Genomic DNA, 15,098 nt, shown 5'->3' on the forward strand with positions numbered 1-15,098 from the left:
GGGACGGGCGCTCGGTCGGCGCTTGATGGCACGACGCGGCCGGTTTGTCACCCGTGAGGGCGCGGCGTCCGCCCGATCAGGCCGGATCGCAAAACCAACCGCCGCGGGCCGCCACGAGCGCGTCGAACAGCTCGGCGTCTCCGCCCCGCAGGATTACCGACCGCGGATAGAGCGGCGCCTCGCGATCGCGCAGGATCGCCGTCTCGAAGCCTTCGGTCTCCTCGACGAAGCGGCGAACGCCCGCCTCGCCGTACAGTGAGAGGAACCCCTGCAGCACTGCGTCGAGATAGGACTGCATGATCGTGGCGCCGAGTTCAGCTGCGTCGGGCTCCTCGGGCGACGCTTCGTAGATGAAGATCGGCACGTCCGGCACCGGCGCGTTCTCCACGATGGCATGACCCGGCATCACCACGCGGCGCACGTAGGCAGCTTCGCGCTCGTCCACCGACGGCAGGTGGTCCGCATGGTCGTAGACGACCACGCCCTGCGTCTCGAACCCCTCGTCCGGACGCACCGACAGCAGCGCCATGTTCGGGCTGGCGCGCCGCATCCAGGCCCGCCGCCAGCCCGTGACGGACGCACGGCGGATGCCGAGGAACCGCGTGCGCAGCGTCAGCCGATTGACGAGCGAGCCGTAGCCGAAATAGGCGACGACCCGTCCTTCGGCGGCCAGCCGCGCGAGATCGGGATCGTCCTCGTGGATCGCAGCCGGGGCTGGGGCCGGGCAAGCCTCAGTCATCGATGGTCTTCCCGCCGCGCACGCGATAGGTCGGCTCATACATCGTGACGAGTTCTTCGGCAGCGGTCGGATGCACCGCCATGGTGCGGTCGAAGTCGTCTTTCGTCAGACGGGCCTTGACGCAGATGCCGAGGACCTGCGCCAGCTCGCCGGCATCCGGCCCCAGCACATGGGCGCCGACGACGACGCGCGTTGCCGCATCGACCACGAGCTTCATCAGCATCGTCTCGTCGCGCCCGGTCAGCGTATGGCGCATCGGCTTGAAGCTCGTCCGGTAAACCTCCAACTCCTCGAAGCGCTTGGCCGCCTCGGTCTCGGTGAGACCGACCGTGCCGATCTCGGGATGCGAAAAGACCGCGGTCGGCACCGTCTCGATGTCCGGCTTCGTCGGGCGGTCAAGGAACACAGTGTCGACGAAGCACATCGCTTCGTGGATCGCGACGGGGGTCAGCTGCAGCCGGTTGGTGATGTCGCCGATGGCCCAGATGCCGTCCGCGGTGGTCTTCGAATGGTCGTCGATCCGCACCGCGCCCTTCTCGTCGAGTTCGACGCCCGCCGCCTCGCATCCGAGGTTCAGCGTGTTGGGCAGGCGGCCGACCGCCAGCATCACCTGATCGGCGTCCAGCGACCCACCGCTTTTGAGCTTCGCGGTGAGCCGCCCGTCAGGCGTCCGCTCGACGCCGGTCAGCGTATCGTTGCAGAGAATGCGGATGCCGCGCTTTTCCATCGAGGTGTGCAGGGTCTGCCGCAGGTCGTCGTCGAAGCCGCCGAGGATCTCCGTGCCGCGATAGACGAGCGTGACCCGCGAGCCGAGGCCGGCGAAGATGTTCGCGAACTCGACCGCGATATAGCCCCCGCCGAGAATGACGATTTCACCGGGTAGCTGCTCCAGATGGAACGCCTCGTTCGACGTGATGCAGAGCTCGGCCCCCGGCAGGTCCGCAAAGGGATTGGCCCGCCCGCCGGCGGCAATCAGGATGCGCTCGGCCGTCACCACCGTGTCGGTCTTCAGCAGTCGGACCGCGTGCGGCCCCTCGATCACGGCCCGCGACTCGAAGATCTCGGCTCCCGACCGGTCGAGGTTGCGGCGATAGACGCCTTCGAGCCGATCGATCTCGCGATCCTTCGCAGCAATCAACTTGGCCCAGTCGAACGAGCGTTCGCCGACCGTCCAACCGTAGCCGGCGGCATCCTCGAAGGTCTCGGAGAATTGCGACGCGTAGACGAGGAGCTTCTTCGGCACGCAACCCCGAATGACGCAGGTGCCCCCGTAGCGATACTCTTCGGCGATGCCGACCCTGCGCCCGAGCGCTGCGGTGCGCCGCGCCGCCCGCACGCCGCCGGAGCCGCCGCCGATGACGAAGAGATCGTAGTCGAACGCACGCGTGGCCAAGGTCGCATCTCCATCAAGCGAAAGGGCGACCCGTAGGCCGCCCTTTTCCATCTTATAGCGCGAAAACGAAACGCGTCACTGGGTCGTGGTCGGTGCCGCGGCGGCTGCGGCGTTCGGCGCCATCTTGGCCATGGCGTTGATCGCGGAGGCGCGCAGATCGCGCACGATGCCGTTCGACCAGACGTCGGCCGCGGCCATCATCTCGCGCGACGCGGTCGGTCCCTGCTGGATCAGCTTGCGACCGGCCTCGGACTTGTAGAACTCGGCAATCTCGCGAAGCTCCTGCTCGGTAAAGAGCTTGGCGTAGATGCGGGCGATCTCGTTCTCGAGCGCACCGCGGCGCGGCGCGAGCGCGATCGCGCTCTCGTCGACCATGTCGGAGATCTGGCTCTGGAGATCCGGGTTGTTGACGATCAGCTCGGCCTTGATCTGCGTCGCGGCGTTGAGAAGGATCTGGTCGAACTGCTCGGTCGTATCGATCGAATCGACGGCCTCACGCGCCGCCGCCAGATGCGACGGGCTGGCGTCCTGGGCCAGGGCAGGCGCGGCCGACAGGCCGGCGACGGCCACGGTAGCCAACATTGCACGACGCAGCATTTCGCTGAGAGCCATCAAGGGTCTTTCTCCATCCATTTCGATCGACGGGAGGTCGGTGCTTCCCGTGCCAAACTCCGCCCCGGCCCGCAAGCCCCTCCGGCGTCTGTCATCCGGCGTCCAGCACTTCGATGCCGTCCGTGCCGGCCAGGATCACGGTGCTCGCCAGACCGAGGAACAGGCCGTGCTCGACCACGCCCGGAATCGCATGCAGGGCTGCCGACAGCGCTTCTGGATCGGGAATGCGGCCAAATGATGCGTCGATGATAAGGTGCCCGCCGTCGGTGATGAAAGGGTCGTCCCCGGTCTTGCGCAGCCGCAGCTCGCCGGACAGGCCGACAAGTGCGGCGGCCCGCTCGACCGCCAGCAAGGTCGACACGATGCCGAAGCCGTTGACCTCGATCGGCAACGGGAAGGCTCCGAGCGTCGCCACCTTCTTCGAAGCATCGGCGATCACCAGCATGCGGGCCGAGGCAGCCGCGACGATCTTCTCGCGCAGCAGTGCACCGCCGCCGCCCTTGATCAATCGGAAGGCGGGATCGACCTCGTCGGTGCCGTCGATCGTCAGGTCCAGTTCCGGCAGATCCTCGAGCGTCGCCAGCGGCACGCCGCAATCGCGGCAGAGCGCGGCCGTGCGCTCCGAGGTCGGCACGCCCACGATGCGGAGCCCCCCGGTGATGCGCTCGCCCAGCACCCGCACGAACGCCTCGGCGGTCGAGCCGGATCCGATGCCGAGGCGCATGCCGCTCTCGACCCGTCCGACGGCCTCCTTGGCCACCCGCTGCTTCAAAGCCTGAGCGTCCATAGCCGTTCCCCCTTCGGTGACCTCCCGACGCGTCTACCGCATCGGCAGATGAACGCAACCGCCTATCGAGACGCTCCACATCGCCGGCCCGTCTCGTCGATAAGGATTTCTTGGCGATTGACCCCGCAGACTGTGACTCGAATGCGCCACGGCCGGACAGAAGCGAAGGGCACGGCCTTCGCGCGAGCGGGTTCGCACGCCTTTGCCTTGACCTCTTCCCTGCCCCAGACAAAGTCCGAAGCCATGAGCGCTGTCCGCCCCCTTCGCAATGTCGCCTCGTCCGCAACCGTCAGGGCGAACCGCGCTCTGCCGGAGATCGAGACGTTCGCGTCCCGCTCGCCTCTCGTGGTCTTCGACCTCGACGGCACGCTGGTCGACACGGCCCCTGATCTCGCAGCCAGCCTCAACCACTGCTGTGATACGGCGGACCTTCCCGTCAGCACGCTCAACGCGGTGCGTGTCGACGCGGGCCGCGGCGCGCAGGCCATGCTCCGGGCCGCTTATGCACGAGCGGGCCGCGAACTTTCGGCTGTCGAGTTGGCCGATCAGACGGAGCGTTTCCTCGGCTATTACCGAGCCAACATCGCCGTCCATTCGCAGCTCTATCCCGGCGCCCTCGAAGCTCTCGACCGTCTGGCCCGATCGGGCGCCCGGCTCGCCGTCTGCACGAACAAGACGGAGGCGCTGGCCGTCCGCCTGCTCGACGCGTTGCAACTGTCCGATCGGTTCGCCGCCATCTGCGGCGCCGACACGTTCTCCGGTCGCAAGCCTGATCCGGTCCACCTGCTCGGCACGATCGCCCGAGCGGGCAGCGACCTGCGCTCGACCGTCATGATCGGCGACAGCGCAACCGACATGGACGCCGCACGCCGGGTCGGCATTCCAGCGGTTCTCGTCACCTTCGGCTACGACACGGGACCGTCCGTCCGCCAGATCGCCGACGCCGCGATCGAGCGCTACGACGACCTCGACGTCGACCTTCTCTCCCGTCTTTTCGACGATCGCCACGAATTTCGTGCGATCTGAACGCCGGCTGCCATGCATTTTTCGAAGGCAAGCACGGCCACGCGATTGACGCCGAGAGGGATTCGGCCCTATAGCACCGTCATCCGCCGCTGATCATTCCAGACGGCCAGCGGGCGCGTAGCTCAGCGGGAGAGCACCTCGTTCACACCGAGGGGGTCACAGGTTCGATCCCTGTCGCGCCCACCATTTTCTGATAATCCAAGACGTCGCATACCATCTCTGAAGATGAATCACGGGTCAGCCCTTGAGAGGGTCTGGCCAGTACGCGATCATATCCGTCCGATCCAACATGCACGTCATCAGGCGATACGTGACGCCAGCGCTCCCAACATCCTGCACCGACGGGGCGACCGATCCCATGCGTTGACTTGCCTCAGTGGGCGCGTCAGGTACGGTCGCTGCAAGGCTCGACCAATCAGCACATGGCATTCGACATGCCCAAGCCCATGGATGACGATGCCACGACCGATGCGCTCGATCGCCTTCCTCGCCAGCGAGACCTTCGAGGCGCAGGAAGCGTTTCACCGGCTGCAGTCACTCTACCCGACGAGCGATGCTGAGACCGCCGACGTTGTGGTCGCGCTCGGTGGTGACGGCTTCATGCTGCAGGTGCTTCACCGCTTCATGGACACGGGCAAGCCGATCTACGGGATGAACAAGGGAACGATCGGGTTCCTGATGAACGATTACCGCGAGGGCGACCTGATCGAGCGCGTGAACCGCGCCGTCGAGAACGAGATCCGGCCCCTCACGATGACGGCGGTGGACGAGGACGGGCTCAGCCACTCGGCGCTCGCGATCAACGAGGTCGCGCTGTTCCGCCAGTCCTATCAGGCCGCACGCCTCAAAATCTCGATCGACGGGAAGGTGCGTCTCGAAGAGCTGGTCTGCGACGGCGTTCTCGTCGCGACTCCGACGGGCTCGACGGCCTACAACCTGTCCGCTCAAGGACCGATCATTCCGATCGACGCGCCGCTCCTGGCCTTGACCCCCGTCAGCGCGTTCCGTCCGCGGCGCTGGCGCGGTGCCCTCCTGTCGAACCGCCAGACGGTGGATATCGAAGTGTTGGAGGCCGACAAGCGACCGGTGAACGCAGTCGCCGATCACCGCGAGGTGAAGTCGGTCCGCCATATCCGAATCTGCGAATCGAAGGACCTGCGCAGTCTCGTCCTCTTCGACCCCGAACATTCCTGGGACGAGCGGATTCTGGCCGAGCAGTTCCGCTACTGATCAGGCCGCGAGATAGTGCGCGGTGCGGTGGCGTGTCGTCATCCGCTGCGTCTCGCTGGCGAGACGATGCAGGAGCACGCCGAGTTCCTCGAACTGCGGTCCGTTGTCCGCACGGCGATAGCTGAGCACCACTCGCTCCATCACGGTGGCCGCGACGTCGGCACGGTCGAGGTCGTCGCTCCATGCCATGTCCCGCCAGACACGCACGGCACTGAGCAAAAGTGGCACGACGGCGAGCGGTAGCCCGGCCGCCGAGGTCAGGGCCGCAAAGGCGGGTTCGCGTGCCTCGGCCACGATGGCCCGAACGCGCATTGCGGGCACGGCCGACAGGCGCGCCAGCGAGGACGCGAAGAGATCGATGCGTCCGCTGCACACGGCTCTGACGAGGACCGCGGTGTTCAGCTGGCCGCTGGCGCGCAGATGCTCGACGAAGGGCGCGAGATCCTCCGGCGTCAGAAGATCGATCAGCGACGCTGTCGCCTGCTCCGCGACATCCTCGCGCAGATGCGCGAGACGCACCGCGCCGGTGGCATTGCGGACAAAGTCCGATCCGCACAGGGCATCGCCGAGCCGGAGCAGCAGCGCATGGCGCATGGCCGCCGGCAGGTCGTCCCGCTGCAGGAGAGCGTTGCGGATGCGGGGGTGGTCCGCGAACTCAGCGGCGAGCGTTCGAAGCGTCTCTGACGGGAGATCCCCGTCCGCGTTCCCTGCGAGCTCGAGACAGACCTCGGCGTCGCTGGTGGCGACGAGAGCCTGTGCCGTTCGTTCGTCGAGGTTTGGGCGACGGGCGATCGCCACGCGGAGCGCCGTGCTCCCTTGGCGCACGAGCGCAACGAGATCGTCCGGCGACAGGAGCGGCGACTTCTCGGCGACACCGACAGCCACCTCGTCGACATCGTTTGCCAGGGTTCGAACGAGTTGGCGAGACACGAGGTCGGACGCTTCTACGTAGTCGGCGATCGTCCGGCGAACGCGGGGCGACGGATCGTCGAGAGCGAAGATCAGTGCGGCCTCGGCCTGGCGGATCTCGGTAGGAAGAAACTTGCGGCCCACGACGGCATCCGCCAGCAAAGCGACGCCCGAGCAGCGCTCGGCCGTATTGGCCGTCTCGCACCATTTGACGAAGTGTTGAGCAAGCATGGGCGGCCCCGGAACCGGCAACGATCTGCCGTCTCCATTCCTGCCATGCAATCCTTTAGGAAGCGTTCACCACGTCTTCGAACGATCCCTTCATCATAGACCGCGAGTGTCGTCTGTCAGAAGGTCTTCAAGGCGATGGCGAGCCCATGCCGATTGTTGGTCCGGAGCGGCGACCATCGAGCGAGCGGGATCCATCTCCTATCGTTCCAGAGTTGATCATCGCTCATGCACGGCGCCGCAGCGCTCAGGCTGCCGCCCAACTCGTAGGCATCGACGACGACGGGTTGAACTCCGCGCTGGACCTCGGAGGTGCCAAGGCTGACGTGGCATCAGCTTCGACCTTCTATCCGTCATCAAGGGCGGTCGGGCCCCGAGGACCCGACCGCCAAGTTCTGTCGGGCCGTCTCAGCCCTTTGTGTTCACGGCGTCCTTGAGGCCCTTGCCGGGCGCGAACTTCGGCACGTTGCGGGCCGGAATATCAACTTCCGCACCAGTGGACGGGTTACGGCCCTTCGAGGCGGCGCGGTGCGAAACCGAGAAGGTGCCGAAGCCGACGAGGCGAACGTCGTCGCCCTTCGCCATCGCGTCCTGCAGCGCCTCGAACACCGCATCGACGGCGCTGGTGGCGTCCTGCTTCGACAGGCTCGACTTTTCGGCGACCGCCGAGACCAGCTCGTTCTTGTTCATGCGTTCTCTCCAAACCTGAGGGCGTCTTGCGACCCGGGGCGTCACGATGATCAAAAGACCGCCGACGTTCAAGGATGAGATGCGCGAAAAGCCGAGAAAACAAGCCTTCCAAACCAAAAATGCCGCCCCGAAGGGCGGCATTCCCAGATTTTTCGAGGTCGGGATCAGTGTGCGACGGCCGAAGCCTGATCGTCGCCCGAGTCGCGAATCGGAACGACCTCGTCCGATTCGGTCCACTCGATCGCTTCCGGCATGCGCACGAATGCATGCTGGAGCACCTCGCCCATCCGCGAGACCGGCACGATCTCCAGAGCGTTCTTCACGTTGTCCGGGATGTCCACCAGATCCTTGGCGTTCTCCTCAGGAATCAGAACCTTCGTCATCCCACCGCGCAGAGCGGCCAGCAACTTCTCCTTCAGACCGCCGATCGGCAGCACCCTTCCCCGCAACGTGATCTCGCCGGTCATGGCGATATCACGCCGCACGGGTATGCCCGTCATCACCGAGATGATCGCCGTGGCCATCGCGACACCCGCAGACGGACCATCCTTCGGCGTCGCGCCTTCGGGGACGTGAACGTGGATGTCGCGCTTGTCGAACAGCGGCGGCTTGATGCCGTACTCGATAGCGCGGCTCCGCACGTAGGACGCGGCGGCGGAGATCGACTCCTTCATCACGTCCTTGAGGTTGCCCGTCACCGTCATCTTGCCCTTGCCGGGCATCATCACGCCTTCGATCGTGAGCAACTCGCCGCCGACCTCGGTCCAAGCCAGACCCGTCACCACGCCGACCTGATCCTCGGCCTCGGCCTCACCGTAACGATACTTCGTTACACCGAGATAGTCGGCCAGATTGGCGGCGGTCACCGCCACGGACGTCACTTCGCCCTTGAGGATCTGCGTGACGGCCTTGCGCCCGAGCTTCATCAACTCGCGTTCGTAGGACCGCACGCCCGCCTCGCGGGTGTAGCGACGCGCGATCTCGCGCAGCGCATCTTCGGAGACCGAGAACTCCTCGGGACGAAGGGCGTGATCGCGGATCGTCTTCGGCAGCAGATGCCGCTTCGCGATCTCGATCTTCTCGTCCTCGGTGTAGCCCGCGATCCGTATGATCTCCATCCGGTCCATGAGCGGCCCTGGGATGTTCAGCGTGTTCGCGGTGGTCACGAACATGGTCGCCGAGAGATCGTACTCGACCTCAAGATAGTGATCCATGAACGTTGCGTTCTGCTCGGGATCGAGAACCTCGAGCAGGGCCGACGAGGGATCGCCGCGGAAGTCCTGGCCCATCTTGTCGATCTCGTCGAGCAGGAAGAGCGGGTTGGACCGCTTCGCCTTCTTCAACGACTGGATCACCTTGCCCGGCATAGAGCCGATGTAGGTGCGGCGATGCCCGCGGATCTCCGCCTCGTCGCGCACACCGCCGAGCGCCATACGAACGTACTCACGTCCGGTGGCACGCGCGATCGACTTGGCGAGCGAGGTCTTGCCGACGCCGGGAGGACCGACGAGGCAGAGGATCGGACCCTTCAGCTTCGACTGGCGGCTCTGGACGGCGAGATACTCGATGATCCGCTCCTTCACCTTATCGAGGCCGTAATGCTCCTCGTCGAGGATCGCTTCAGCCTTCTTCAGGTCGATCTTGATCTTCGACGGCTTGCCCCAGGGCAGGCCGAGCAGCCAGTCGAGGTAGTTGCGCACGACGGTGGCCTCGGCCGACATCGGGCTCATCTGCTTCAGCTTCTTCAGCTCGCCGGCGGCCTTTTCCTTGGCCTCCTTCGACAGCTTCGTCTTGCCGATGCGTTCCTCGATCTCGGCGATTTCGTCGCGGCCTTCCTCGCCGTCGCCGAGTTCCTTCTGGATCGCCTTCATCTGTTCGTTGAGATAGTACTCGCGCTGCGTCTTCTCCATCTGCCGCTTGACGCGCGAGCGAATGCGCTTCTCCACCTGGAGCACCGAGATCTCGGCCTCCATGAAGCCCAGCGCACGCTCGAGACGCTCGCGGACGCTGACGATGCCCAGCATCTCCTGCTTCTCGACGATCTTGATCGCGAGATGCGAGGCGACGGTGTCGGCCAGCTTCGAATAGTCGTCGATCTGCCCTGCGGCGCCCACGACTTCCGGCGAGATCTTCTTGTTGAGCTTAACGTAGTTCTCAAACTCCGAGATCACCGAACGCGCCAGCGCCTCGACCTCGACGGGGTCGTCTTCCGCATCGGGAACGACGACGGCCGAGGCTTCGTGCCATTCGGTGCGCTCGGTGAAAGCCGAGATCCGGGCGCGTGACACGCCCTCGACGAGAACCTTCACGGTTCCGTCGGGAAGCTTGAGAAGCTGCAGGACGTTGGCGAGCGTCCCGAGGTCGTAGATCGCGTCGGGTGCGGGATCCTCGTCGCCGGCGTTCTTCTGCGTCGCCAGCAGAATCTGCTTGTCGGCGCCCATGACCTCTTCGAGCGCCTTGATCGACTTCTCGCGGCCGACGAAAAGCGGCACGATCATGTGCGGGAACACAACGATGTCGCGCAGCGGCAACACCGGATAGGGAGCGGCGGAAGTCTCGGAACCGCCTGCGGATGTCGGGTTCGACATGGAAGTCCTTTCTGCGGCCTTGGCCGCCAGAGGCCCTGTCGCGCCAACCCCGAAGGCATCGACGCGAAGACCTTTTCGCACCTGCAATGTGGATCCTCGGGCTGGTCGGTTCAAGCCGCGGTAGCCAAGGGAGTGGCGCCTGCGATGAACAGTCCGGTCAGCTTCGGGAGCCGCGGCAAAACGAAGAAACCCGCCCCGGCAGTCCGGGACGGGCTTGATGGCAACTCAGTCTCGAAGGCCGGCAAATGCCTCAGGCACTGACGGTCTCCTTCTCGTCCTTGCGCTCGGCGTAGATGTAGAGCGGACGGGCGTTCCCATCGATCACCTCTTCCGAGATGACGACTTCCTGCACGCCTTCGAGTGTCGGGAGGTCGAACATCGTATCGAGCAGCATAGACTCCATGATGGAGCGCAGACCACGAGCACCGGTCTTGCGGTCGATCGCCTTGCGGGCGATCGCCTTCAAGGCGTCCTCGTGGAAGGACAGCTCGACATTCTCCATCTCGAACAGACGCTGATACTGCTTAACCAGTGCGTTCTTCGGCTCGACGAGGATCTGCACGAGCGCCGGCTCGTCGAGGTCCTCGAGCGTCGCCAGCACGGGCAGACGACCGACGAACTCGGGGATCAGACCGAACTTCAGGAGATCCTCGGGCTCGACCTTGCGGAACAGCTCGCCGGTGCGACGATCCTCGGGGCTCTCGACGGTCGCCGCGAAGCCGATCGAGGTCTTGCGACCGCGGTCCGAGATGATCTTGTCGAGACCGGCAAAGGCGCCACCGCAGATGAAAAGGATGTTTGCCGTATCCACCTGCAGGAATTCCTGCTGCGGATGCTTCCGGCCACCCTGCGGCGGCACGGAGGCGACGGTGCCTTCCATGATCTTCAGCAGCGCCTGCTGGACGCCCTCGCCCGAAACGTCGCGGGTGATCGAGGGATTGTCCGACTTGCGGCTGATCTTGTCGATCTCGTCGATGTAGACGATGCCACGCTGCGCTCGCTCGACGTTGTAGTCGGCCGACTGCAGCAGCTTGAGGATGATGTTCTCAACATCCTCGCCGACGTAGCCCGCCTCGGTCAGCGTCGTCGCGTCCGACATTGTGAAGGGAACGTCGAGGATGCGCGCCAGCGTCTGTGCCAGCAGCGTCTTGCCGCAACCGGTCGGGCCCATCAGCAGGATGTTGGACTTCGCCAGTTCGACGTCGTTGTTCTTCGACGCGTGCGCCAGCCGCTTGTAGTGGTTGTGCACCGCGACCGACAGGACCTTCTTTGCGAAGGACTGGCCGATGACGTAATCGTCGAGAACCGCGATGATCTCCTGCGGGGTGGGAACGCCCTCGCGCGACTTCACCATCGAGGATTTGTTTTCCTCGCGAATGATGTCCATGCAGAGTTCGACGCACTCGTCGCAGATGAAGACCGTCGGGCCAGCGATCAGCTTGCGGACTTCGTGTTGGCTCTTCCCGCAGAAAGAGCAGTAGAGCGTATTCTTGGAATCGCCGCCGCTCACTTTGCTCATCGTTCTTCCTTCCGTTCCGCACCTCGGACTTGGAGGTCCGGAGCCAGGTCGCGAGACCCTTTCATAATCCTATGCTGCAACGCGCACAAAGCAACCGCTGGATCCCACGGCGCAAATCCGGGAATCATGACGGATTTGCAGCCGTAGGGTAGCGCTTTCATCCTTGATCGACGCTTAACACCAGCGAACAGCCTGATACGCTAGCTGCCGCAAATGGCGAGATCATGGAGAACCGTCAACCGGCCGCCTTGGCCTCCATCGCCTCGCGCGACGAATAGACCTTGTCGATCAGTCCGAAATCCTTCGCCTCGTCCGACGTCATGAAGTGGTCACGATCAAGCGTGCGTTCAATGGTCTCGTAGTCCTGACCGGTGTGCTCGACATAGACCTCGTTCAGGCGGCGCTTGAGCTTAATGATGTCCTGCGCGTGACGCTCGATATCCGAGGCCTGACCCGAGAAGCCGCCGGATGGCTGGTGGACCATGATGCGGGCGTTCGGCGTTGCGAAGCGCATGTCCTTGTGACCGGCGCACAGCAGCAGCGAGCCCATCGAGGCCGCCTGCCCCATGCAGACGGTCGAGACCGCCGGCTTGATGAACTGCATCGTGTCGTAGATCGCCATGCCCGACGTGACGACGCCGCCCGGCGAGTTGATGTAGAGCGAAATTTCCTTTTTCGGGTTCTCGGCCTCGAGGAAGAGGAGCTGGGCGCAAACCAGCGTCGACATGCCGTCCTCGATCGGGCCGGTGATGAAGATCACCCGCTCCTTCAGCAGACGGGAGAAGATGTCGTAGGCGCGCTCGCCCCGGTTCGTCTGCTCCACGACCATCGGCACAAGGTTCATCGCGGTCTCAAGAGGGTGCTTCATCGTCGTCTCTCGTGGAAGGTGGAAGTCGAATGACGTCCCGAAGTGCCGAATCGGGGCGGTATGGCGTGATCCCGTAGATAGGACTCCGATAGCGGTCTGTGCAAGGAGCGGGCTTGTGGGAGGGTTGCGTCTCGGACGCGGACACATTCCGTCGCGCCGCACGTCTCGGCAGATCGCAAGCCGTCAGACCGGCAGGCGCGCAACGAAAAAGGGCCGATCTCTCGACCGGCCCTTCCAACGATAATCGAGATGCGGCCGATCAGGCGGCCGCGATCTCGTCCTCGTCTTCCTTCATCAGCTCTTCCTTCGTCACCGTCTTGTCGGTGACGTCGACAGTGGCGAGCAGGTGATCGACGACCTTCTCTTCGTAGATCGGCGCGCGCAGGCTCTGAACGGCTTCCGGCGTGTTGCGGAAGTAGTCGTAGACCTGCTGCTCCTGGCCCGGATACTGGCGAACCTGCTCGATCACGGCCTTCTGCAGTTCGTCGTCGGAGACGGTCACGCCGGCCTTCTCGCCGATCTCGGAGAGCACGAGCCCGAGGCGCACCCGGCGCTCGGCAAGCTTGCGGTACTCCTCGCGCGCCTTCTCCTCCGTCGTCTCTTCATCCTCGAAGGACTTGCCGCTCTGCTGAAGCTCCCGCGTGACCTGCGTCCAGATGTTGTTGAACTCGGCCTCGACCAGCTTCTTCGGCAGCTCGAAGTCATAGTCGCCGTCGAGCGCGTCGAGCAGCTGACGCTTCACCTTCTGGCGTGTCGCCTGACCGAACTGGCTTTCGATCTGGCCCCGGACGATCTCGCGCAGGCGGTCGATGGATTCCAGACCCATCTTCTTGGCCAGCTCGTCGTCGAGGTTCAACTCGTCCGGCTTGGCGACGGCCTTCACGGTGACGTCGAACACCGCCTGCTTTCCGGCCAGGTGCGCCGCACCGTAATCCTCGGGGAAGCTGACCTCGACCTTCTTGTCCTCGCCGGCTTTCACGCCGACCAGCTGGTCTTCGAAGCCAGGGATGAACTGGCCAGAGCCGATTACGAGGTTCGAGTCCTCGGCGGTGCCGCCCTGGAAGGCATCGCCATCGATCTTGCCGACGAAGTCCATGGTAATCCGGTCGCCGGTTTCGGCTGCGCCGTCCTTCGGCTCAAAGGTGCGCGCGTTCTCGGCGATCCGCTTGACCTGATCCTCGACCTCCGTCTCGGCGATCTCGACCACCGGACGCTCGATCTTGATCGCGTCGGTGCCCTTGAGCTCAAAGGTCGGCAGCGTCTCGTAGGACACGGTGAAGCGGAAGTCGCTCTCGCCGCGCAGGACCTTCTCGGCCTCCGACTCGTCCTCGGTCATCTGGATTTCCGGCTGCATGGCCGAGCGCTCGTTGCGCTCCGCGATCACGTTGCGCGGGGTCTCGTTCACGATCTGGTTGACGATCTCCGCCATGATCGAGCGGCCATACGTCTTGCGCATATGGCTCATCGGGATCTTGCCGGGCCGGAAACCCTTGAGCTTGACCTGATCCTTGACCTCGAAGAGGCGAGTCTGCAGCCGTGCCTCAAGGTCCGAAGCCGGCACGACGACCTCGATCTCGCGCTGGAGGCCCTCGGCCTTGGTTTCCTTAACCTGCATCGTCAACCCTTTATGGTCTGCGACGGCAGGCGGCTGAGGCCCGTCGTCGCTCTTTGAATTCGTTTTGGACGGGACTGGTGCGGGTGGAGGGACTCGAACCCCCACGCTTTTAGGCGCTAGAACCTAAATCTAGTGCGTCTACCAATTCCGCCACACCCGCTCGGCACGCCGTGAACGATCCCGTCACGCGGCGCGGGCCTCTATATCACCGGTGCAAACGTCGTCAAAGTTTAAAAGCCTGCACTGCTGCGCGCACACGGAGGCGACGTGGACATCCGAATTCCCCTGACCACGGAACGGCAACCGAGTGCCATGCACTCAGCGAAGGTGAAGGTTTCGTCAACGTTCGCGCACAAAATGTTGCATTGCGATACGGCGTGTGTGCGGAAGGCCCGCAAATGAAGGGCCCGAGAACGTTTGCTGCGATGCATCATCCGCAGGGCTGCCATGCGGTTTCGGTTCTGGCGCATCCATCGGTATGCACTTAGGTTCTGGTCATCGAAGCGGGGCTTCAACTCGGCCCCGAACTTCAAACGATTAGATCTTCCTCCGACCTTCAAGGTTTCCGACCATGAACATCGTTCGCTCCTACAACAACTGGCGCCGCTACCGCGACACGTGCAGCGAGCTGAACCGCCTGTCGCAGCGCGAACTGTCAGACCTCGGCATCGCCCGCTCCGACATCCGCGTCGTCGCCCGTCAGGCCGTCCGCTAAACTTTCCTCCCTTCGCATCGGGTCGTTTCTCCTCCCAAGGGACCCGAGCGGAACAGCGCCTGCGGATTCTCCTCCCGCCGCAGGCCTCCACACGACACCCGCCGGTCCTCCCCCGGCGGGTGTCGTCGTTTCAGGGTGTTCGCACTCGAAGCCCCGCGCTTTCATCCCTGTGAATCGGG

Annotated in this window: 13 protein-coding genes and 2 tRNA genes; 4 read left to right on the forward strand and 11 right to left on the reverse strand. The window is 64.4% G+C overall.

The window, feature by feature from the left end:
* Positions 1-76: 76 nt before the first annotated feature.
* The 4 genes from AUL33_RS01175 to rpiA all read right to left on the reverse strand — a co-directional run bounded on the left by AUL33_RS01175 (position 77) and on the right by rpiA (position 3,531).
* Positions 77-739 carry a gamma-glutamylcyclotransferase family protein gene (locus tag AUL33_RS01175; RefSeq protein WP_062202825.1) on the reverse strand — a complete coding sequence of 221 codons (663 nt, stop codon included), beginning with the start codon at positions 737-739 and terminating at the stop codon, positions 77-79.
* Positions 732-2,132 carry a glutathione-disulfide reductase gene (gene gor, locus AUL33_RS01180; RefSeq protein ID WP_062202826.1) on the reverse strand — a complete coding sequence of 467 codons (1,401 nt, stop codon included), beginning with the start codon at positions 2,130-2,132 and terminating at the stop codon, positions 732-734. The genes AUL33_RS01175 and gor overlap by 8 nt, the downstream gene beginning before the upstream one ends.
* Positions 2,133-2,207: 75 nt before the next feature.
* A complete protein-coding gene (locus tag AUL33_RS01185) occupies positions 2,208-2,744 on the reverse strand; it encodes a DUF2059 domain-containing protein (protein ID WP_062202828.1) in 537 nt (178 codons plus the stop codon).
* A 91-nt stretch (positions 2,745-2,835) separates the two neighbouring features.
* The gene (gene rpiA / locus AUL33_RS01190; RefSeq protein WP_062202830.1) at positions 2,836-3,531 is read right to left on the reverse strand and encodes a ribose-5-phosphate isomerase RpiA; all 696 of its coding nucleotides are present in this window, start codon (positions 3,529-3,531) and stop codon (positions 2,836-2,838) included.
* A gap of 243 nt (positions 3,532-3,774) precedes the next feature.
* Here rpiA and AUL33_RS01195 point away from each other — a divergent pair, with 243 nt between their 5' ends.
* From AUL33_RS01195 to AUL33_RS01205, 3 genes are all read left to right on the forward strand, one after another.
* Positions 3,775-4,557 (forward strand): HAD-IA family hydrolase, encoded by a 783-nt coding sequence (locus tag AUL33_RS01195; RefSeq protein ID WP_062202832.1) that lies wholly within the window; start codon positions 3,775-3,777, stop codon positions 4,555-4,557.
* Positions 4,558-4,668: 111 nt separating this feature from the next.
* Positions 4,669-4,743: transfer RNA gene (locus AUL33_RS01200), tRNA-Val, on the forward strand.
* A 270-nt stretch (positions 4,744-5,013) separates the two neighbouring features.
* Positions 5,014-5,787, forward strand: coding sequence for an NAD kinase (locus tag AUL33_RS01205; protein WP_062202925.1), 774 nt, complete (start codon positions 5,014-5,016; stop codon positions 5,785-5,787).
* Here the strand turns inward: AUL33_RS01205 and AUL33_RS01210 are convergent, their stop codons facing one another.
* The 7 genes from AUL33_RS01210 to AUL33_RS01240 all read right to left on the reverse strand — a co-directional run bounded on the left by AUL33_RS01210 (position 5,788) and on the right by AUL33_RS01240 (position 14,364).
* Complete coding sequence (locus AUL33_RS01210; protein ID WP_062202834.1) at positions 5,788-6,927, reverse strand: DUF2336 domain-containing protein; 1,140 nt, start codon at positions 6,925-6,927, stop codon at positions 5,788-5,790. It abuts the gene before it with no gap.
* A gap of 405 nt (positions 6,928-7,332) precedes the next feature.
* Positions 7,333-7,614 (reverse strand): HU family DNA-binding protein, encoded by a 282-nt coding sequence (locus tag AUL33_RS01215; RefSeq protein ID WP_062202835.1) that lies wholly within the window; start codon positions 7,612-7,614, stop codon positions 7,333-7,335.
* A gap of 164 nt (positions 7,615-7,778) precedes the next feature.
* Positions 7,779-10,202, reverse strand: coding sequence for an endopeptidase La (gene lon, locus AUL33_RS01220; protein WP_062202837.1), 2,424 nt, complete (start codon positions 10,200-10,202; stop codon positions 7,779-7,781).
* Positions 10,203-10,452: 250 nt separating this feature from the next.
* Positions 10,453-11,721 (reverse strand): ATP-dependent Clp protease ATP-binding subunit ClpX, encoded by a 1,269-nt coding sequence (gene clpX / locus AUL33_RS01225; protein ID WP_062202838.1) that lies wholly within the window; start codon positions 11,719-11,721, stop codon positions 10,453-10,455.
* 235 nt (positions 11,722-11,956) lie between these two features.
* Entirely contained in the window at positions 11,957-12,589 is a 633-nt protein-coding gene (locus AUL33_RS01230) for an ATP-dependent Clp protease proteolytic subunit (protein WP_062202840.1), read from the reverse strand.
* Positions 12,590-12,848: 259 nt separating this feature from the next.
* Entirely contained in the window at positions 12,849-14,204 is a 1,356-nt protein-coding gene (gene tig / locus AUL33_RS01235; RefSeq protein ID WP_062202842.1) for a trigger factor, read from the reverse strand.
* A 75-nt stretch (positions 14,205-14,279) separates the two neighbouring features.
* Positions 14,280-14,364 (reverse strand) — tRNA-Leu (locus AUL33_RS01240).
* A 411-nt stretch (positions 14,365-14,775) separates the two neighbouring features.
* Between AUL33_RS01240 and AUL33_RS21430 the strand changes: the two genes are divergently transcribed.
* Positions 14,776-14,919, forward strand: coding sequence for a DUF1127 domain-containing protein (locus AUL33_RS21430; protein ID WP_082652232.1), 144 nt, complete (start codon positions 14,776-14,778; stop codon positions 14,917-14,919).
* Positions 14,920-15,098: the final 179 nt, after the last annotated feature.

This window comes from Aureimonas sp. AU12, assembly GCF_001463705.1.
Classification (GTDB): Bacteria; Pseudomonadota; Alphaproteobacteria; order Rhizobiales; family Rhizobiaceae; genus Aureimonas.